Below are 21,816 nucleotides of genomic sequence, written 5' to 3'. Positions count from 1 at the left end.
CGAACATGCAAGTGCGCGCCGTATTGTTCGACCTTGACGGCACGCTGGTCGATACCCTGCCCGATATCGCCTGGTGCCTGAATCACGTCCTCGCGCGCCATGGCCTGGCAACGCTGCAAGCGCAGCAGGTCCGCGGCATGATCGGTGGCGGCGTGGCGGCGATGATCGAGCGCGCCGCCGATGGGCTCGCTGTCGAGTTGCGCCAGCGTCTGCACGCGGACTACGCGCACTGCTACCAGGAAAACCTGGTCCAGCGCTCCCGGCCCTTTTCCGACTGCCTGACGCTGATCGACACGCTCGCGGCCCAGGGGCTGCCCATGGTAGTGGTGACCAACAAGGCCCAGGCGCTGGCCGAGCGGGTGGTGGAGGCACTGCTGCCCAGCCAGTGCTTCGCGGCCGTGCTCGGTCACCGCGAAGGCGCACGGCTCAAGCCGGCCCCGGACATCGCCCTGCAAGCTGCCCAGAGGCTCGAACTGGCCCCTGCGCACTGCCTGTTCGTCGGCGACACCACCACCGACCTGCTGACCGCCCAGGCCGCCGGCATGCCTGCCGCCGCCGTCGGATGGGGCTACGGCGGGCGTGACGCCTTGCTCGAGCTGCGCCCGCAGTTCTATTGCGATCAACCCCTGCACCTGCTCCGGGCCCTGCGTCCACAGCCGGTGCGCCCCAGTACGAGCCATCCCGCCGCGGCGACCGGCTCGCAGTAACAGCCCTTTCAAGGAAGACAGGACATGCAAGACAAAGACAGCTGGATAGCGGCCGTCAGCCAGGTGCTGGACGGGTATCTGCTCAAGGCCGAGGATGACCGTTTCGAGCAGGCGGGCAGGGCGCACCTGGCCGCTGACCTGGCCCGCTGCTTCGACAGCGGCGAGCCGCTGCGCATGGTGCTGCCGGGCTTCCCGTGCAAGTCGCCCAACGATCGTGACAAGACCTTCGGCGTGCTGCCCGATCATGGCGAGGTGATCGCCATCGAGCGCCTCGACCGCTTGGCCCAGACAATCGCCGAACTGCATGCCCCGGGCTGCGAGATCGCCATCCTCAGCGACGGCACCACCTTCAACGACATCGTCGGCGTGCCGGACGATGTGCGTCGTGCCTACAACCAGGCGCTGCGCACCTTGTGCACGACCCACTGCATCCGCTGGGTGAGCATGGAAGACCTGTTCCCTCAGGCCAGCAGCTCCGAGGCCTTGCGTGCCACGCTGGTCAAGCAGGCCCGACTGCCGTGGAAGAACATCGAGGCGTTGATCGAGCAGTGCCGGCATGACGAAGCGCTCGGACGCACCCACGACAAGCTGTGCAGCCACCTGTACAACGACCTGCGCCTGTGCCGCCAGCCGGGCCAGGACGAAGACGAGCACCTACGCCAGATCAGCCACAAGGCCTACCAGATGATGCTGCGTGGCCAGGCGCTGAACGCTGCGGTCGAGCGCTTCTTCCCCGATCATGTGCGCCTGTCGGTACACCAGTACGACAACGCCGGTCCCAAGTTCACCCTGGCCCTGGCCGAGGGACTGGCGCGGGTGGCCAGTCCCTGGCACGCCGTACCGGTGCTGCAGCTCGATGGCCGGCAGACCTTGCGCGGCCACGCCGAGATCGACCGCACCCGACATGTGCAGGTGACCTGGCAAGGGCAGCCTTGGCTGTTCCATGAGACTCAAGGGGAAGCACTGGAGGGCTACAACTTCGCCTTGCAGAAGCTGCCGCTGTTCGGCCTGCTGGTTACCGACCCGCTGGGCCTGGGCTTCCAGCGCCTGTCCACCGAGACCTTGCAGGCGCTGGTGCGCAGCTTCGGTTTCGTCTGCCTCAGGGGCTGCGAGTATGCCGACCAGCAGCAGTTCGCCAGCGACTGCGAACGCTTCGGCACCATCTATCGCTGGTCCTTCGGCGAAGTGCACGTGGTCAAGCCGGCCGACCAGCCCCAAGGCGTGGTCCATTCGCTGGAGAAGACCCCGCTGCACTGGGACCTCAACCTGCTGCCCGACAGCGATCCGCTGGTGCAAGGCAACCCGAAGTTCTGTGCGCACACCTTCATGCTCTACTGCAAGACGCCGCCACAACCGGGGGAAGGGCAGACCACCATCGTCGACAGCCGCAACGCCTTGCGCAAGATCGGGCTGCGCACCGCCCGCCAATGGCAGGACATCGACATCACCTACTACACCCGCATGACCTACTTCGGCGGCTCGCCGCGCAGCTATCCGCTGGTGGACCTCGATCCACGCAACGGCGAACCGGTACTGCGCTACCAGGAAGGTTGCGAGTCGTCGCTGCAGACCCTGGAGCAGAAGGTCCTGGGGCATGACGAGGCCTTCCAGTGCCAGTTGCTCGAGACGCTCGACGAGCTGGTCTACGATCCTGAGTGCCTGATTGCCCATGAGTGGGTCGCCGGTGATCTGGTGCTGATCGACAACTACCAGACCCTGCATGGACGTCTGCCGATGACTCCCGCATCGGCTTCGCGGGAGCTCTGGCGGGTACAGGTGTACTGATCCCTTCGCCAGCCAGCACAGGGGCCGCGTTGCGGCCCTTTCGCGGCAGGGGGCTTGCTTCAAGCTGCTGTTTTTGTTGGTTTTTCGAATCATGCATCTGAAAAAATAAAACTAAACAGGAAATTATCCTTTACGGATAATGATCGACGGGATTATCTTCTGATTCGGCCGCCGCTGCGGCCAACGTCGCTCGGACGGTTCCGGGCGCTTACGTCTTCAGAGGAACACCATGGCCAACCCAGGTTCGCCGCGCCGCTTCGCGCGCATCGATCGTCTCCCGCCCTACGTCTTCAACATCACCGCCGAACTCAAGATGGCCGCCCGCCGCCGTGGCGAGGACATCATCGACCTGAGCATGGGCAACCCCGACGGCGCCACGCCGCCGCACATCGTCGAGAAACTGGTGCAAGTCGCCCAGCGCGACGACACCCATGGCTATTCCACCTCCCGTGGCATCCCGCGCCTGCGCCGGGCCATCTCCAACTGGTACAAGGAACGCTACGAGGTCGAGATCGACCCGGAAAGCGAAGCCATCGTCACCATCGGCTCGAAAGAGGGCCTGGCACACCTGATGCTCGGCACCCTCGATCATGGCGACACGGTACTGGTGCCCAACCCCAGTTACCCGATCCACATCTATGGCGCGGTAATCGCCGGCGCCCAGGTGCGCTCGGTGCCGCTGGTGCCGGGCGTGGACTTCTTCAACGAGCTGGAGCGGGCGATCCGCGAATCGATCCCCAAGCCGAAGATGATGATCCTGGGCTTCCCGTCCAACCCCACGGCCCAGTGCGTCGAGCTGGATTTCTTCGAGCGCGTGGTGGCCCTGGCCAAGCAGTACGACGTGCTGGTGGTGCACGACCTGGCCTACGCCGACATCGTCTACGACGGTTGGAAGGCGCCGTCGATCATGCAGGTGCCGGGTGCCAAGGACATCGCGGTGGAGTTCTTCACCCTGTCCAAGAGCTACAACATGGCCGGCTGGCGAATCGGCTTCATGGTCGGCAACCCTGAGCTGGTCAGCGCCCTGGCGCGGATCAAGAGCTACCACGACTACGGCACCTTCACCCCGCTGCAAGTGGCGGCCATCGCCGCGCTGGAAGGCGACCAGCAGTGCGTGCGCGATATCGCCGAGCAGTACCGTCAACGTCGCAACCTGCTGGTCAAGGGCCTGCACGAGCTGGGCTGGATGGTCGAGAACCCCAAGGCGTCGATGTACGTCTGGGCGAAGATTCCGCAGCAGTATGCGCACCTGGGGTCGCTGGAGTTTTCCAAGAAGCTGCTGGCCGAGGCCAAGGTCTGCGTGTCGCCGGGGATTGGCTTTGGCGACTACGGCGATGATCACGTGCGTTTCGCCCTGATCGAGAACCAGGACCGCATTCGCCAGGCCATTCGCGGCATTCGCCAGATGTTCCGCGCCGATGGTTTGACCAGCAAGTAAACCGTCTCTGACTCCTCGCGGGGCAAGCCCGCTCTCACAGGCTGGACACCTTTGTGGGAGCGGGCTTGCCCCGCGATGCGTTCGTGCCGATCAGCGGCGATGTTTTTTTCATTGCCCCTCTTCTCAGCCGTTCACGGCTGGATTACAAATAGCGCCGCGGGCGCTCGCCCGGATAACAACAACCTCCCTTCCTGGCCATCATGTCCGAACAGAATCCTTGCCTGACCTGCGGCGCCTGCTGCAGCTACTTTCGTGTGTCTTTCTTCTGGGGTGAATGCCAGTCCGCCGGCGGCCTGGTGCCCGACGATCTGGTGGTGCAGATCAACCCGAGCCGCGTCGCCATGATCGGCACCGACGCCAAGCCTTGCCGCTGCGTGAGCCTGAAAGGGGAGGTCGGCACGCAAGTGGCGTGCTCCATCTATGAAAACCGCTCGAGTCCTTGCCGTGAGTTCGCGGCCTCCTGGGAAAATGGTGTGCACAACCCCAGTTGCGACGACGCCCGTGCCGCCTATGGCCTGCCGCCCTTGACCCCGCCGGGCGCCAACGAGCCGCACTGGCCAGACGACGGTGCCGAGGTCGCCTGAAGGGGCCGTGCCAATCCGCCCTACCTTATGTTCTGCACGCAGTGCCCTGGATCGCGTGGGCGCAGACTTGCCCCGCGATTGCAGGGCCGGCCACGGCGCAACAGCCACAGAAGCCATCGCACGCTGGCCATCCGCCATGACCGTTCGTCGGCTGGATCCAATCGAAAAGCGTCTGAAACCCGCGAAGCACGTGCTGCCTCGACAAAGTATTAACACCATTTGACCGGCCCGAAGGCCCTGCCACGCGTCCGCGAGCGGCTACACATTCCTGCAAAGGAAATATTTGTAGCCATGGTCAGGTGTTTCGCCGTTCGCGTGCCCAGATTCACTGCCGTATCGCTGTTCACGCATTCAGGGACTGAACCGCCTGATCCACGAAGGAGCTCTCCGTGGACAGAATTGTCGCCGCCCGTTTGCCTGCCCGTCTTTCCCAATTGTCCCTGGCCGTCAGTCTGGCGGTGAGTGGCATTGCCCTGAGCCTGACCAGTGAGGAAGCGCTCGCGGCCTGTACGATTGCTGGCTCTACAGTCACCTGCAGCGGTGCGGCCAACCCGCTGGCACCGAGCTATTCCAACAGCGCCAACGGACTCACGGTGAACGTCAACCCTGGCGCTACCCTGGGCACGTTGCTGGGGGTGGGCGGCACCTCCCTGTCGCTCGTGGGCAGCGGCAACACGCTGAACAACTCCGGGACCATCGACCCGACATTGCTGGGGCTGTTGAGCATCCAGTCCACTGCCGTGCAGATCGGCAACACCACCACCAGTGGCACCCTCACCATCACCAACAACGCCACCGGTACGATCAAAGGCACCGGCGCCCTGTTGGGCGCGAATCTGCTCGGGCTGACCGGCATGGCCCTGGATGCGCGCAACGGCGCGAGCGGCACGACCAACATCAGCAACGCCGGCAGCATCGGCTCCTCGGCGCTGGCCAGCCTCACGGTGATCAGCGAAGACACCCCAGTCATCGCCGTCACCGGCGGCGGCACGGTGAACTTCACCAACACCGGCACCATCCTTGGCCGGGCGGCTTTCGAGGCATCCACCGCTGGCAACACCTTCACCAACGCCGGCACCATCACCGGCAGCCTGGCGATGGGCGCCAACAGCACCAACCGCTTCAACGCGATCACCGGCTCCAGTGTCAGCGCCGGCTTGGGTATCGGCGTGACGCTGCTGGTCACCAGCAACCCGAACCTGGCCTTCGCGGCAGCGGGCAAGATCGACGGCGGCGCTGGCGGCACCAACACCCTGGCACTGCAGAACCTCGTCGGTGGCGGCAGTGGCACCTCTGGCAGCGGCACCATCAATGCCACCAACTACATCAACTTCAATCGCCTGATCGTCGACAGCGGTACCTGGTCCCTGATCGGGCAGTTGCTCAACGGCACCACCCTGACCACCCTCAACGACGGCCAGGTCAACTTCGACAACGCCAGCGCCTTCGGCAGTGGTGCCATCACCGTCAACGGGGGCGGCCTGGCCGGCACCGTCAATGGCCTGAACCTGGCCAACGCGGTGACGCTCAATGCCGGCCTGAATGTCGGTGGCGCCACCGACATGGGGCTCAACGGCGTGGTTTCCGGTGTCGGCAGTCTGACCAAGACCGGTACCGGGCTGCTGACCCTGGGTGGCACCAACCTCTACAGTGGCGGCACCACGTTGTCTGCGGGCGGGCTGAACCTCACCAACGCCGCAGCGCTCGGCACCGGTGGCCTGACCGTCAGCGGTGCCGGCAGCCTGCAAGGCAGCGTGCCGCTGGTGTTGAACAACGCCGTGGCGCTGAATGCGGCCCTGAGCTTGCCTGGCAGCAACGCCCTGACCCTCGGTGGCGTGCTCAGCGGCAGCGGCTCGCTGGTCAAGAGCGGCACCGGCAACCTGTCGCTGAACGGCATCAACACCTTCACCGGTGGCACCAGCCTGGGTGGCGGCACGCTTACCCTGGGCAACAATGGGGCCCTGGGCAGCGGTGGCCTGACCGTGACTGGCAGTGCCACCCTGGACAGCACCTCGGCACTCAACCTGGGCAATGCGATTGCCCTGAGCGCCGGTACCCTGACCCTGGCCGGCAACAACGCGACCACCCTCGGCGGCGTGATCAGTGGCACCGGCGCACTGGCCAAGGCCGGTGCTGCCGACCTCACCCTCAATGGCATCAACACCTACAGCGGTGGTACCACCCTGGCGGGGGGCAAGCTCATTCTCGGCAGCAGCAGCGCGCTGGGGACGGGCGCCCTGACCCTGGGCGGCAACGCCAGCCTCGATAGCAGCGCGGCCGTCAGCCTGGGCAACGCCGTCAACCTGGGGGCCAACACCCTCAACCTGCTGGGCAGCAACGCGACCACCCTGGGCGGGGTGATCAGCGGCACCGGCACGTTGATCAAGAACGGCGCCGGCAGTCTCACCCTCAACGGCAACAACACCTTCAGCGGCGGTACCACCCTCAATGGCGGCGCCCTGACCGTAGGCTCCAGCACCGCCCTTGGCAGTGGTGCGCTGAGCCTGGGCGGCAATGCCAGCCTCGACGCCAGCACGGCGGTCAGCCTCGGCAATGCGATCAACCTGGGAGCCAACACCCTCAACCTGCTGGGTACCAGCAGCACGACCCTGGGCGGGGTAGTCAGCGGCACCGGTGCGCTGGTCAAGAACGGCAGTGCCGGCCTGACCCTCAATGGCAACAACACCTTCAGTGGCGGCACCACCCTCAATGGCGGGGTGCTCACCGTTGGCAACAACAACGCCCTGGGGACCGGTGCCCTGACCCTGGGCGGCAACGCCAGCCTCGATGCCGGCGTGGCGGTCAACCTCGGCAATGCCATCAACCTGGCGGGCAACACCCTGACCCTGCCGGGCACCGCTGCCGCGACCCTGGGCGGTGTGATCAGCGGCACCGGCGCGCTGGTGAAGAACGGCAGCACCAACCTGACCCTCGGTGGCGCCAATACCTTCAGCGGCGGCCTCACCCTCAACGCCGGTACCCTGACCCTGGCCAACGCCGCCGCGCTGGGCACTGGCGCGCTGGCCGTCGGCGGCGCCTCGACCCTGGCCAACACCGTGGCCATGACCCTGAACAACGCCGTCGGCCTGGGCGGCAACCTGACCCTGACCGGGGCCAACAACCTTACCCTGGCCGGCAATCTCAGCGGCACCGGTGGCCTGATCAAGAACGGCAGCGCCACCCTGACCCTGAGCGGCAGCAACACCCAGAGCGGCGCCACCACGCTCAACGCCGGTACCCTGGTGGTCGGCAGCAACACGGCCCTGGGCAGCGGCGCGCTCAACGCCGCGGCCAACACCACCCTGGACAGCAGCATCGCCGGACTCAACCTCACCAACGGCCTGAACCTGACCGGCAACCTGAACCTCGCCGGCAGCAACGACCTGACCCTGAGCGGCGTGATCGCTGGCCCCGGTGGCCTGACCAAGGCCGGCAACACCACCCTGACCCTGACCGGCGCCAACACCAACAGCGGCTCCACCTTCCTCAACGGCGGTACCCTGGTGGTCGGCAGCAACACCGCCCTGGGCACCGGTACGCTCAACACCGCCGTCGGCACCCACCTGGATGCCAACACGGCGGTTACCCTCGGCAACGCCGTCATCGCTGCCGGCCCGCTGACCCTCGACGGCACCGCCGACCTGGGCCTGAGTGGCGTGATCAGCGGGATCGGCTCGCTGGTCAAGAACGGCAACGCCAGCCTGACCCTGAGCGGCAACAACACCTTCACCAACGGCACCCAGCTCAATGCCGGCACCCTGGTCCTGGGCAGCAACACCGCGCTCGGCATCGGCGCTCTGACCCTGGGCGGCAACGCCAACCTCGATACCAGCACCGCCGTGGCCGTGACCAACGGCGTCAACCTGGGCAGCAACACCCTGACCGTGCTGGGCAGCAACGCCACCACCCTCAGCGGTGTGCTCAGCGGCACCGGGGCCCTGGTCAAGAGCGGCAGTGCCGGCCTGACCCTCAACGGCAACAACAGCTACAGCGGCGGCACCACCCTCAACGCCGGGTTGCTGACCCTGGGCAACAGCAATGCCCTGGGCACCGGCGCCCTGACCCTGGGTGGCAACGCCAGCCTCGACAGCAGCGGCACGTTGAACCTGGGCAACGCGATCAACCTGGCCGGCAACACCCTGACCCTGCCCGGCAGCAACACCACCACCCTGGGCGGGGTGATCAGTGGCACCGGCATGCTGACCAAGAACGGCGCCACCAACCTGACCCTGACCGGCGCCAACACCTTCAGCGGCGGCCTCAATCTCAACGGCGGCACCCTGACCCTGGCCAGCGCCGCCGCCCTCGGCAGTGGCGCGCTGAACGTCGGAGGCGCGGCCACCCTGGCCAACTCGGCGGCGATGACGCTCAACAACACCGTCAACCTCGGCGGCGACCTGACCCTGCCCAACACCAGCAACCTGACCCTGGCCGGTACCCTCAGCGGCACTGGCGGGCTGATCAAGAATGGCGCCGCCACCCTGACCCTGACGGGCAACAACACCCAGAGCGGTGCCACCACCCTCAATGCCGGGACCCTGGTGGTCGGCAGCAACACCGCGCTGGGCACCGGCGTGGTGAATGCCGCCAACAACACCACGCTGGACACCAGCGCCGCCGGCCTGAACCTCGGCAACGCGTTCAACCTGGCCGGCAACTTCATCCTGCCCGGCAGCAACGACCTGACCCTCAGCGGCCCCATCAGCGGTGCTGGCGGGGTGACCAAGAACGGCGGCACCACCCTGACCCTGAGCGGCAACAACAGCAACACGGGTCTTACCCGCCTCAATGCCGGGACCCTGGTGGTCGGCAGCAATACCGCGCTGGGCACCGGTACCCTCAATACCCTGGCCGGCACCCACCTGGATGCCAGCACGGCGGTCAACCTGGCCAACGATGTCAGCATCGCCGGCCCGTTGACGATCGATGGCACCGCCAACCTGGGCCTGAGCGGCGTGGTCAGCGGCATCGGCTCGCTGGTCAAGAACGGCAACGCCAACCTGACCCTGAGCGGCAATAACCTCTACACCAACGGCACCCAGCTCAATGCCGGCACCCTGACCCTGGGCAGCAACACCGCGCTGGGCATCGGCGCCCTGACCCTGGGCGGCAACGCCAACCTCGACGCCAGCACCACCGTGGCCGTGACCAATGGCATCAACCTTGGCGTCAACACCCTCAACGTGCTGGGCAACAACGCCCTGACCCTCGGCGGGCTGATCAGCGGCACGGGTTCGCTGACCAAGAATGGCAGCGCCGGCCTGACCCTCAACGGCAACAACACCTACAGCGGCGGCACCACTCTCAACGCCGGGTTGCTGACCCTGGGCAACAACAACGCCATCGGCAGCGGTGCCCTGACCGTGGGCGGCAACGCCAGCCTCGACTCCAGCGCCGCGCTCAACCTGGGCAACGCCATCGCCCTCGGCAACGGCGCCACCCTGACCCTGCCGGGCAGCAACGCCACCACCCTCAGCGGGGTTATCAGTGGCGCTGGCGCGCTGACCAAGAACGGCAGCACCAACCTGACCCTGTCCGGCGCCAACACCTTCAGCGGTGGCCTCAATCTCAACGCCGGCACCCTGACCCTGGCCAGCGCCGCGGCACTGGGGACTGGCGCGCTCAACGTCGGCGGCGCCTCGACCTTGGCCAATGCTGCGGCGATGACCCTGAACAACGCCGTCAACCTCGGTGCCGACCTGAGCCTGGCCGGTGCCAACAACCTCAGCTTGACCGGCACGATCAGCGGCACTGGCGGCCTGATCAAGAATGGCGCCGGCACCCTGAGCCTGAGCGGCAACAACACCCAGAGCGGCAACACCACGCTCAATGCCGGCGCCCTGGTGCTGGGCAGCAACACGGCGCTGGGCACCGGCACGCTGAATGCCGCCAACAACACCTCGCTGGACACCAGCGTGGCGGGCCTGAACATCGGCAATGGCCTCAACCTGGCCGGCAACCTGGTCCTGCCTGGCAGCAACGACCTGACCCTGAGCGGCGTCATCGGCGGCAGCGGCGGGCTGACCAAGAACGGCAGCACCACCCTGACCCTGACCGGCAACAACAGCAACACCGGCAACACCAACCTCAACGCCGGGCGCATCGTCGTCGGCAGCAACACCGCGCTGGGCAGCGGCGCACTGAATGCCACCGCGGGCACCGGCCTCGATGCCAGCACAGCGGTCAATCTCGGCAACAACGTCAACCTGGCTGGCGCGTTGAACATCGGCGGCACCGCCAACCTCGGCCTGGGTGGCGTGGTCAGCGGCATCGGCAGCCTGGTCAAGAACGGCGCCGCCACCCTGACCCTGTCCGGCCCCAACACCTACCTGGGCGGTACCCTCCTCAATGCCGGCGGCCTGGTCCTCGGCACTGCTACTTCGCTGGGTTCCGGCAAGCTCACCGTGGCGGGCGCCGGCAGCCTCGACAACAGCGCGGCGATCAGCGTCGGCAACGCCATCACCTTGAACGCCGACCTGACCCTGGGCGGCAGCAACAACCTGACCCTCGGTGGCCTGATCGACGGCTCTGGCCGCCTGATCAAGAACGGCGCCGCCACCGTCACCCTCAATGGCGTCAACACCTATGCCGGCGGCACTGTGCTCAACGCCGGTGGACTGGTGCTGGGCAATGCCAGCGCCATCGGCAGCGGCGGCCTGACCGTGGGCGGTGCGTCGAGCCTGGACAGCAGCACTGGCCTCACCCTGGGCAACGGCATCACCCTGAACGGCGACCTGACCCTGGTGGGCAGCAACAACCTGACCCTCGGCGGCGTGGTCGGCGGCACGGGGCAACTGGTGAAGAACGGCAGCACCACCCTGACCCTCAATGGCGTCAACACCTATTCGGGCGGCACCACGCTCAATGCCGGTGGGCTGGTACTGGGCAACGCAGGCGCCCTGGGCAGCGGCACCCTCACCGTGGCCGGGCCGGCCAGCCTCGACAACAGCTCGCCGCTCAACCTGGGCAACAACATCAACCTCGGTGCCAACCTGACCTTCGCCGGCAACAACAACCTGAGCCTCTCCGGCAATATCAGCGGCGCGGGCGGCCTGACCAAGAACGGCCTGGCCGACCTGACGCTCGGCGGCAACAATACCTTCACCGGCCCGATCGACTTGCTCGGCGGCAGCCTCAGCACCCTTACCGGCACGGCCCTGGGCAATACCTCGGGCGTCAACGTCGCAGCCGGCGCCAGCTTGAACCTCGGCGCCAGCGCCACCATCGGCGGCCTGACCGGCGCTGGCGCGGTGGATGTGTCTGGTAGCAACAACCTGACCGTGGGCGGCAGCAACCTGAACAACGTGTTCAGCGGAGCCCTGGCAGGCAGTGGCGGGCTGATCAAGGTCGGCACCGGCAGCCTGGAGCTGTCGGGCGTGAACACCCTGGTCGGCAACACCACCGTCAACGGCGGCCTGCTCAACGTCAGCGGCTCGCTGGCCAGTGCCAACGTGCAGGTCAACAGTGGCGCCAGCCTCGGCGGTACCGGCAGCCTGCTCGGCGCCGTCGACATCGCCAACGGCGCGCACCTGCTGGCCAACAGCGGGGCCACGCTGAACACCGGCAGCCTGACCCTGCACAGTGGTTCGATCCTCGATTTCGGCCTTGGCTCGCCGGCTACTGGCGGCACCGCGCTGGTCAACGTCAACGGCAACCTGACCCTCGACGGCACGCTCAACGTCACCGACATCGGCGGCTTCGGCGTCGGTGTCTATCGCCTGTTCGACTACACCGGCGCGCTGGTGGACAACGGCCTGGGCATCGGTAGCGTGCCAGGCAGCATGCTGCCCGGCGACCTCCAGGTGCAGACCAGCATCGGCAGCCAGATCAACCTGCTGGTCGGTGGCGCCGGTGGTACGGTGCAGTTCTGGGACGGCAGCCAGAGCATCGCCAACGGTGTGATCGACGGTGGTACCGGCACCTGGAACAGCGGCAACACCAACTGGACAGACGTCAATGGCGTGCTCAACACCACCTGGGGCGATGCCTTCGCCGTGTTCCAGGGCACGGCGGGCGATGTGACCGTGGTCGGCAGCCAGAGCGCTACCGGCCTGCAGTTCGTCACCAACGGCTATCGCCTGATCGGCAGCGGCAACCTGAACCTGGTCAACGGCAGCAACGGCGCCTTCGCCGTGCGTGTCGACCCCGGGGCCACCGCGACCCTCAATGTCGGCCTGACCGGCAGTGGCGAGCTGGCCAAGCTCGACAGCGGCGTGCTGGTGCTCAATGGCGCCAACAGCTACAGCGGCGGCACCTTGCTGCAAGGCGGGAGCATCGTCGTCGGCAACAACACGGCGCTGGGCAGCGGTGCCGTGAGCACGGCGACGGGCACCACGCTGGACAGCAACACCGCGGTCACCCTCGGCAACGGCTTCACCCTCGGCGGTGCCCTGACCATCGCTGGCAGCGCCGACCTCGGCCTGACCGGCGTGGTCGCCGGGGCCGGCAGCCTGGTCAAGAATGGCCCGGGCAACCTGACCCTGGGCAACGCCAACAGCTACAGCGGCGGCACCACCCTCAACGGCGGTACCCTGACCGTGGGCAATGCCCTGGCGCTGGGCAGCGGCGGGCTGGTGGTCAGCGGCGTCTCGAACCTGGCCAGCAGCGGCAACCTGAGCCTGGCCAACAGCATCGCACTCAATGCCAACCTGACCCTGCCCGGAACCAGCGACCTGAGCCTCGACGGTGTGGTCAGCGGCACCGGTGGCCTGACCAAGGCCGGCAGCGGCACCTTGACCCTCAATGGCAGCAACAGCTACTCGGGCGTCACCAACCTCAACGGCGGCACCCTGGTGCTCGGCAGCAACACCGCGTTGGGCAGCGGCGTCTTGAATGCCCTGGGCGGCACTACCCTGGGCAGCACCGCCAGCGTGACCTTGGCCAACCAGGTCAACCTGCTCGGTAACCTGACCCTCAACGCCGCGCAGAACATGGTGCTCAACGGCAGCGTCAGCGGTGTCGGTGGCCTGATCAAGAACGGCGCTGGTTCGCTGAGCCTGAACGGCAACAACACCTACCTGGGTAATACCAGCCTCAACGGCGGCACCCTGGTGCTGGGCAGCAACACCGCCCTGGGCCTGGGCGCGCTCAACGCGGCAGCAGGTACCACCCTGGACAGCAGCAGCGCGCTCACCCTCGGCAACATAGTCAACCTCGCCGGCAACCTCACCGTGGCCGGCAGCAATGACCTGACCCTGGGCGGCCTGGTCAACGGCGCCGGTGGCCTGACCAAGAACGGCGCGGCCAACCTGACCCTCAACGGGGCCAATGGCTACCTCGGCGGCACCACCCTCAATGCCGGCACCCTGACCCTCGGCAACAACCAGGCATTGGGGCTTGGCACCCTGGTGGTCGCTGGCGCCGCGAACCTCGGCACCAGCACTGCGCTGAACAACGTCGCCAACCAGGTGGTGCTCAATGCCAATCTGGACTTCGTCGGCAGCAACGACCTGACCCTGGGCGGTCAGATCAGCGGTGCAGCCGGCCTGACCAAGACGGGCAGCGGCAACCTGACCCTGGGCGGCAACAACACCTATACCGGCGGCACCACCCTGGCCGCCGGCCAGCTGACCCTGGGCAACAGCAATGCGCTGGGCAGCGGCAACCTGTCGGTCACCGGCAACAGCGCCCTCGGCAGCAGTGGCCCGCTCAGCCTGGCCAATGCCATTGGTCTGGGCACCGGCGCCACCCTGAGCGTCGGCGGGACCCAGGCACTGACCCTGGGCGGCATCATCAGCGGCGGCGGCGCGCTCACCAAACAAGGCACCGGCAGCCTGACGCTCGGCGGCAACAACACCTACACCGGCGGTACCACCCTGCAGGCCGGCAGCCTGATATTGGGCAGCGTCAACGCCATCGGCAGCGGTGCGCTCAACGTCGATGGCCCGGCGGTCCTGGACAGCACCCAGGCGCTGAGCCTGGCCAACGCCGTCAACCTGACCGGCGCCGCGCTGACCCTCGGTGGCAGCCAGGACCTGGCCTTGACCGGCGTGGTCGGCGGCAACGGCGGCCTGGTCAAGAACGGTGCCGCGACCTTGACCCTGAGCGGCGCCAACAGCTACACCGGCGGCACCACCCTCAACGCTGGCGGACTGCTGGTGGGCAGCAACACGGCCCTTGGCAGCGGCGCCCTGAGCGTGGCCGGCAACACCAGCCTGGCATCGACCGGCAGTGTCAACCTGGGCAATGCCGTGCACCTGGGCGGTACTCTCAACATGCCGGGTAGCGGCGACCTCACCCTCAGCGGTGTGATCGACGGCGCCAGCGGCTTGAACAAGTCCGGCAGTGGCACCCTGACCCTGACCGGCGCCAACAGCTATGCCGGTGGCACCACCCTCAACGGCGGCAGCTTGCAGGTCGGCGGTGTCAGCGCCCTGGGCCTTGGCGGCCTGACCGTCGCTGGCGCTTCCACCCTGGGCAGTACCGGCAACACCCTCCTGGCCAACAACATCACCCTCAACGCCGGGCTGACCGTCGCCGGCAGCAACGACCTGGCGCTCAACGGTGTCATCAACGGCACGGGCGGCCTGGTCAAGAGCGGTACCGGCACCCTGGCCCTGAACGGCAACAACGGCTACCAGGGCAACACCGAACTGGCCGCCGGCACCCTGAGCCTGGGCAGCAGCGGGGCCCTGGGCACGGGCTCGCTGAACGTCACCGGCAACGCCACCCTGGCCAACGGCTCGCCAATGGCCCTGGGCAACAACATGGACATCGCCGCTGGCAGCACCCTGACCCTGGATGCCGCCAACGCGCTGGTACTCAGCGGCAACCTCAGCGGCAGCGGCAACCTGGTCAAGACCGGCCTCGATGACACCACCCTGGTCGGGGTGAAGAGCCTCACCGGCAGCGTCGACATCCAGGCCGGCTCCCTCACCACCCTCGGTGCCGGCCTGCTCGACAGCGCCTCTGGCATCAACATCGGTGCCGCCGGACAGCTCATCCTCAATGGCAACGCCAATGCCGCCAGCCTGACCGGCCCCGGCCAGGTGCAGGTCGGCGCGGGCGCCACCCTGAGCGTGGGCAGCAACAACGCCAACGGCACCTTCGCCGGCAGCCTCGGCGGTGCGGGCAACTTCGACAAGGTCGGCACCGGCACCCTGACCCTGGGCGGCACCAGCACCTTGCTGGGTACCAGCCAGGTCAGCGCCGGTACCCTCCAGGTCAACGGCGGCCTGACCAGCGCCGGCCTCAACGTCGCCAGCGGCGCCAGCCTCACCGGTAGCGGCAGCGTCGGCGGGCCGGTGACCATCGCCAACGGCGGTCACCTGGTCGGCAACAGCGGGGCCACCCTCGGCCTCGGTTCGCTGGCGCTCAACAGCGGCTCGATCGTCGATGTCGGCCTGGCTTCGCCGTCCACCGGCGGCACCGCGCTGTTCAACGTCGGTGGCAACCTGACCCTCGCCGGTACCCTCAACGTCAGCAACATTGGCGGCTTCGGCAACGGCGTGTACCGCCTCTTCGACTACGCCGGTGCGCTCACCGACAACGGCATGGCCTTCGGCACGCTGCCGCTGGGCGTGGGCCTGGGCGATGTGAACCTGCAGACCGCCCTGGCCAACCAGGTCAACCTGCTGGTCAGCGCCGCTGGCCTGAATATCCAGTTCTGGGATGGCAGCCAGACCGTGGCCAACGGCCAGGTCGACGGCGGGACCGGGGTGTGGAACGCCACCAACACCAACTGGACCGACCTCAACGGCCTGACCAACACCGCCTGGGGCAGCACCTTCGCCGTGTTCCAGGGCACCGCCGGCGATGTCACCGTCAACGGCAGCCAGAGCGTCAATGGCATGCAGTTCGTCACCAACGGCTACCGCCTGCTGGCCGGTACCGCCGGTGCGCTCGACCTGGTCAACGGCAGCGGTGGCGACACCAGCGTGCGGGTCGACCCGGGCGCCGTGGCCACCCTCGATGTCGGCCTGACCGGCAGCGGCACGCTGAACAAGCTCGACAGCGGCACCCTGGTGCTCAACGGCAACAACAGCTATAGCGGCGGTACCGTGCTCAGCGGCGGCACCCTGATCGTCGGCAGCAACACCGCCCTCGGCACGGGTGCGGTGGATACCACCGCCGGGACCACGCTCGACAGCAACGCCTCGGTGGCCCTGGGCAATGCCTTCGCCCTCGCGGGCCCGCTGAACATCGCCGGTACCAACGACCTGGCGCTCGGCGGCACCCTCAGCGGTGCTGGCGGCCTGGTCAAGGCCGGTGGCGCGCGCCTGGCCCTGAGCGGCAACAACACCTACGCCGGGGGCACCGCGTTGAACGGCGGTACCCTGGTGGTCGGCGCCAACACCGCCCTCGGCACCGGCGCACTGAACGCGGCCGCCGGCACCAGCCTGGACAGCAGCCAGGCCGTGACCCTGGGCAACGGCGTCAACCTGGCCGGCAACTTCACCGTGCTGGGCAGCAACGACCTGACCCTCGGCGGCACCGTCGCTGGCACCGGGCGCCTGTTCAAGGCCGGCCTGGCCCGCTTCGCGCTGCTGGGCGCCAACACCTACAGCGGTGGCACCGAGCTGCAGGCCGGCACCCTGGTGGTCGGCAACAATGCGGCGCTGGGCACTGGCGGCCTGGACGTCACCGGCAACGGCAGTATCGACAGCAGCACTGCGGTCACCCTGGCCAACCCGGTGAACGTCAGCGGAGTGCTCAACGTACTCGGCAGCAACGACCTGCACCTGAGCAGCGTGCTCAGTGGCGCCGGCACGTTGAACAAGAGTGGCCTGGCCGACCTGACGCTGTCGGGCAACAACAGCTTCAGCGGTATCCTCAACCTGCTGTCCGGCAGCCTCAGCACGATCGGCACCACCGCCCTGGGGACCCAGAGCGAGCTGAACGTCAGCAATGGCGCGACCCTCAACCTCGATGGCAACACCACCCTGGGCGACATCGGTGGTACCGGCGCGATCCAGATCGCCGCCGGCAACAGCCTCAATGTCGAGGGCGGCACCTTCGACGGCAACATCAGCGGTACCGGCACGCTCAACAAACTGGGCGCCGGCACCCTGGCGCTGCGCAGTGCCAACAGCCTGACCGGCAACACCAACGTGCAGGCCGGTGGCCTGAAAGTGGACGGCTCGCTGGCCAGCAGCGCGGTCAACGTCGCCAGCGGCGCCACCCTGTCTGGCGCCGGCAGCCTCGGCGGCACGGTCACCGTCGCCAGCGGCGGCAACCTGGCCGCCACCAGCGGCGCGACCCTGTCGGCCGGCAACCTGACCCTGGACAGCGGCTCGAACTTCAACGCTGCCCTCGGCACCGCCAGCAGTGGCAGCACGCCGCTGGTGAACGTCGGCAACAACCTGACCCTCGGCGGCACGCTCAACGTCACCGACATCGGCGGCTTCGGCGCCGGTGTCTACCGCCTGTTCGCCTACGGCGGCAGCCTGGTCAACAACGGCATGGCCATCGGTACCACGCCAGTACCGGCCAGTGACCTGGTCGTGCAGACCGCCGTTGCCAACCAGGTCAATCTGGTGGTCGGCGGGGCCAGCAACGTCTTGTTCTGGGATGGCAGCCAGACCGTCGCCAACGGTGTGATCGACGGCGGCAGCGGCATCTGGGATGCCACCAGCACCAACTGGACCGACGCCAACGGCGTGCTCAACACCCCGTGGAACGATACCTTCGCGGTGTTCCAGGGCGCCGCCGGCACGGTCACCGTCAATGGCAGCCACACCATCACCGGCCTGCAGTTCAGCACCGACGGCTACGTGCTCAACGCCGGCAGCGCTGGCGAGCTGCTCGGCAACGGCATCACCAACCTGCGCGTCGACAACGGCGTCACCGCCACCCTCAACGTCGCCCTCGATGGCACCGGCAGCCTCGCCAAGCAGGACGCCGGCACCCTGGTGCTCAATGCCGCCAACGGCTACAGCGGCGGCACCGCGCTCAACGGCGGCACCTTGGTGGTGGGCAACAACAGCGCGCTGGGCAGCGGCACCCTGACCGCCGCCGCTGGCACCACGCTGGACAGCAACACCGCCGTCACCCTGGGCAACAACGCCGTGCTCAATGGCGCCCTGGCCATCGCCGGCAGCAACGCCCTGACCCTCAACGGCGCCATCAGCGGCGCGGGCGGGCTGGTCAAGAACGGCGCCGGGCAACTGACCCTGGGCGGTGCCAACAGCTACACCGGCGGGACCCAGATCAACGCCGGCAGCGTGGTGGGCAACACCAGCAGCCTGCAGGGCGCCATCCTCAACAACGCCGCGCTGACCTTCGAGCAGAACACCGACGGTAGCTACACCGGCAACCTCACCGGTAACGGCACCCTGGCCAAGAACGGCACGGGCCAGTTGCTGCTGACCGGCGTCAACAGCTTCACCGGCGCCACCAGCGTCAATGCCGGCAGCCTGATGGTCAACGGGCTGCTCGACAGCGCCACGGTGCAGGTCGCCACCGGCGCCCGCCTTGGCGGCAGCGGTACCCTGAGCGGTGCGGTCCAGGTCGCCAATGGCGCCACCCTGGCCGCAGGCCAGAGCGCCACGCCGCTGACCGTGGGCAGCCTCGACCTGGCGTCGGGCAGTACCCTGGACTTCAGCCTCGGTGCCCCAGCCGCCTCCACCACGGTGGTCAAGGTCAACGGCAACCTGGTGCTCGACGGTACCCTGAACATCACCGACGCCGGCGGCTTCGGCACCGGTGTCTACCAGTTGTTCAACTACGGTGGCGCGCTTACCAACAATGGCCTGGTGTTCGGTGCCATCCCTGGCAGCGTGGCCCTGGCCGACCTCAGCCTGCAGACCGCCATCGCCAACCAGATCAACCTGGTGGTGCTCAATGCCGGAGACAACCTGCAGTTCTGGAACGGCGGCAAGACCAACCCCGACGGCACCATTGGCGGCGGCAGCGGCACCTGGAGCTCGACCGGTGGCTGGACCAACGCCAGCGGCACCACCAACGAAGGCTGGACAGGTGGCTATGCGGTGTTCGGTGGAACGCCAGGCACCATCACCGTCGTCGGCAACCAGCCGTTCAGCGGCCTGCAGTTCCTCAGCGACGGCTACCAGGTGGTGCCCGGTGCAGGTGGCAGCCTGACGCCGGTCAATGGCGCCGACGGCAGCCTCGCGCCGGTACGGGTCAACGGCGGCGCCACCGCCACGGTCAGCGTGCCTCTGATCGGCAGCGGCGGTATCGAGAAGCTCGATGCCGGCACCCTGGTGCTGACCGGCGCCAACACCTACAGCGGTGGCACCACCGTCAGCGGCGGTACCCTGGTCGGCAATACCACCAGTCTGCAGGGCAATATTCTCAACAACGCCAACCTGGTCTTCGCCCAGGGCAGCAACGGTACCTTCAACGGCACCCTCAGCGGCACCGGCACCACCACCAAGCAAGGTGGCGGCACCTTGTTGCTGACCGGCAACCAGCCGTTCAGCGGTGCCTTCAACGTCAACCAGGGCGTGCTCCAGGTCGGCGACGCCGGCCATCCGGGCAGCAACCTCGGCGCCCAGGTGACCGTGGCCAACGGCGCCGCGCTGACTGGCAACGGCACCGTCGCCAGCCTGACCAACAACGGCACCGTGATACCGGGGCCTGCCGGCAACCTCAACGTCTCGGGCAACTTCACCAATGGCCCGAGCGGCACCCTGGTCATCGACCTGGGCACCTCGCCGGTGAACTACCTGAACGTGGGCGGCACCGCCAACCTGGGTGGCAGCCTGATGGTGGCCAACCTCGCCAACGGCAATGGCCAGTACACCGTGGTCAGCGCCACGGGCGGGATAAATGGCACCTTCGCGACCACCAACCTGGTCAACTCGGCGTTCCTCAACAGCTCGCTGAACTACGGTGCCAACCAGGTGACCTTGTCGGTCAGCCGCAACGGCAACTCCTTCGCCGATGTTGCCGCCAGTGGCAACCAGCGCGGCGTGGCCACTGCCCTGGGCAGTGCCGGGGCACCGGCGGCGCTGGTCAGCAACCTGTTGCCGCTCGACCGCCAGTCCGCCCAGTCCGCGTTCGACAGCCTGTCCGGCGAGATCCACGCCAGCACCGCGACCGTGCTGATCGAGGATTCGCGCTACATCCGCGACGCGGTCAACGACCGCTTGCGCCAGGCTGACTGCAGCAACCCGAACGACCCACGACGCACCCTGGCACCGACCGCCAACCAGCAATTGACCAGCGAAGGCTGCCAAGGCCAGGCGGTGGGCTGGATCCGCGCCATCGGCGGTTGGGGCAAGTACGACGGCAATAGCAACCACGCCAGTGTCGATCGTGACCTGTCGGGCTTCCTGCTGGGCGTGGACCGGGCGCTGGACGAGCAGTGGAAAGTCGGCGTCGCCGCCGGCTACACCCGCTCCAGCATCGACGCGCACCGCCGGCATTCGGATGCCACCGTCGACAGCTACCACCTGACCAGCTACCTGGGCTACCAGGCCGACGCGCTGGCTGCACGCCTGGGCGTGGCCTACACCTGGCACGACATCGACACCAAGCGTGATGTCGAGGTGGGCAGTTACAGCGACCGCCTGAAAGCCAAGTACAAGGCGCGCAGTGCCCAGGTGTTCGGCGAGGTGGGTTACGCCATCGATGCTGCTGGCGTGGCGGTGGAACCGTTCGCCGGCCTGGCCTACGTCAACTACGACAGCGACACCGCCCATGAGAAAGGCGGGGCAGGGCGGCTGCAGGGCAAGGTCGATCAGGACGTGACCTACTCCACCCTCGGCGTGCGGGTCGGCAAGCGGCTGAAGCTGGACAACGGCAGCGAGATCACCCCACGGGCATCCCTGGGCTGGCGTCATGCCTTTGGTGACAACAAGCCTGATGCTGACCTGCGCTTCATCGACGGTGGCGCCGGGTTCAGCACCGAAGGTGTGCCGATCGCCAAGGATGCGGCGGTGGTCGAGGCTGGACTGGACCTGTCGGTGGGCGAGAGCGGCAAGCTCGGGGTCGGGTACTCCGGGCAGCTGTCCAGCGACAACCGCGACCATGGGGTCGTGGTCAGCTTCAGCATGGGGTTCTGAGGTAGATCGCCGGGGGCTGCGCAGCGGCTCCCGGCGTCCTCAAGGCCAGTCATTTTCAGGATCTTTGGGCGCTAAGGCTATTGATTGCATCAGGGCCGGCAGGGGTTCGCCGCAATCTTTGTGGCGCCTACAAGATCGAGCGCCGCCCGCGCGGCGCATCGCGGGCTATCGCCCACTCCCACATTTGTTTCGGGCCAGTCTCTCCTGTGGCATTGCCTGGTTCGCCTTGTTGGCATGGCGAGGTTTCAGCGTGGGCGCTGCTGGCGCTTCGCCTGACTTGAGACATGCACCAAGGCGTACAGCGGTACCCTCACAGGACTGCATCGCCCGAAACA

At 67.4% G+C, this 21,816-nt stretch carries 5 protein-coding genes; all 5 read left to right on the top strand.

All coding sequences use genetic code 11. The annotated features are described in order from the left end of the window. The first annotated feature begins 5 nt into the window (after positions 1 to 5). The 5 genes from F3J43_RS05430 to F3J43_RS05410 all read left to right on the top strand — a co-directional run bounded on the left by F3J43_RS05430 (position 6) and on the right by F3J43_RS05410 (position 21,481). Positions 6 to 707 carry an HAD family hydrolase gene (locus tag F3J43_RS05430; protein WP_205297656.1) on the top strand — a complete coding sequence of 234 codons (702 nt, stop codon included), beginning with the start codon at positions 6 to 8 and terminating at the stop codon, positions 705 to 707. 24 nt (positions 708 to 731) lie between these two features. Beyond that, positions 732 to 2,492: an isocyanide synthase family protein gene (locus F3J43_RS05425; protein ID WP_166883786.1), complete on the top strand. Its 1,761-nt coding sequence runs from the start codon at positions 732 to 734 to the stop codon at positions 2,490 to 2,492. A gap of 229 nt (positions 2,493 to 2,721) precedes the next feature. Then, positions 2,722 to 3,930 carry an alanine transaminase gene (gene alaC / locus F3J43_RS05420; RefSeq protein WP_166883785.1) on the top strand — a complete coding sequence of 403 codons (1,209 nt, stop codon included), beginning with the start codon at positions 2,722 to 2,724 and terminating at the stop codon, positions 3,928 to 3,930. A 200-nt stretch (positions 3,931 to 4,130) separates the two neighbouring features. Further along, positions 4,131 to 4,514 (top strand): YkgJ family cysteine cluster protein, encoded by a 384-nt coding sequence (locus F3J43_RS05415; RefSeq protein WP_166883784.1) that lies wholly within the window; start codon positions 4,131 to 4,133, stop codon positions 4,512 to 4,514. A 389-nt stretch (positions 4,515 to 4,903) separates the two neighbouring features. Next, the gene (locus tag F3J43_RS05410; protein WP_205297655.1) at positions 4,904 to 21,481 is read left to right on the top strand and encodes an autotransporter-associated beta strand repeat-containing protein; all 16,578 of its coding nucleotides are present in this window, start codon (positions 4,904 to 4,906) and stop codon (positions 21,479 to 21,481) included. The last annotated feature ends 335 nt before the right edge of the window (positions 21,482 to 21,816 follow it).

Origin of the sequence: Pantoea sp. Cy-639, assembly GCF_011752525.1 — a bacterium.
Lineage (GTDB): Bacteria > Pseudomonadota > Gammaproteobacteria > Pseudomonadales > Pseudomonadaceae > Aquipseudomonas.
The sequence above is the reverse complement of the archived record's forward strand: the minus strand, read 5'-3'. Positions and strand labels throughout refer to the sequence as shown.

Coding starts and splice junctions, on each gene's coding strand:
- F3J43_RS05425 (WP_166883786.1), top strand. CDS start 732: ATGCAAGACAAAGACAGCTGGATAGCGGCCGTCAGCCAGGTGCTGGAC.
- F3J43_RS05415 (WP_166883784.1), top strand. CDS start 4,131: ATGTCCGAACAGAATCCTTGCCTGACCTGCGGCGCCTGCTGCAGCTAC.
- F3J43_RS05430 (WP_205297656.1), top strand. CDS start 6: ATGCAAGTGCGCGCCGTATTGTTCGACCTTGACGGCACGCTGGTCGAT.
- alaC (WP_166883785.1), top strand. CDS start 2,722: ATGGCCAACCCAGGTTCGCCGCGCCGCTTCGCGCGCATCGATCGTCTC.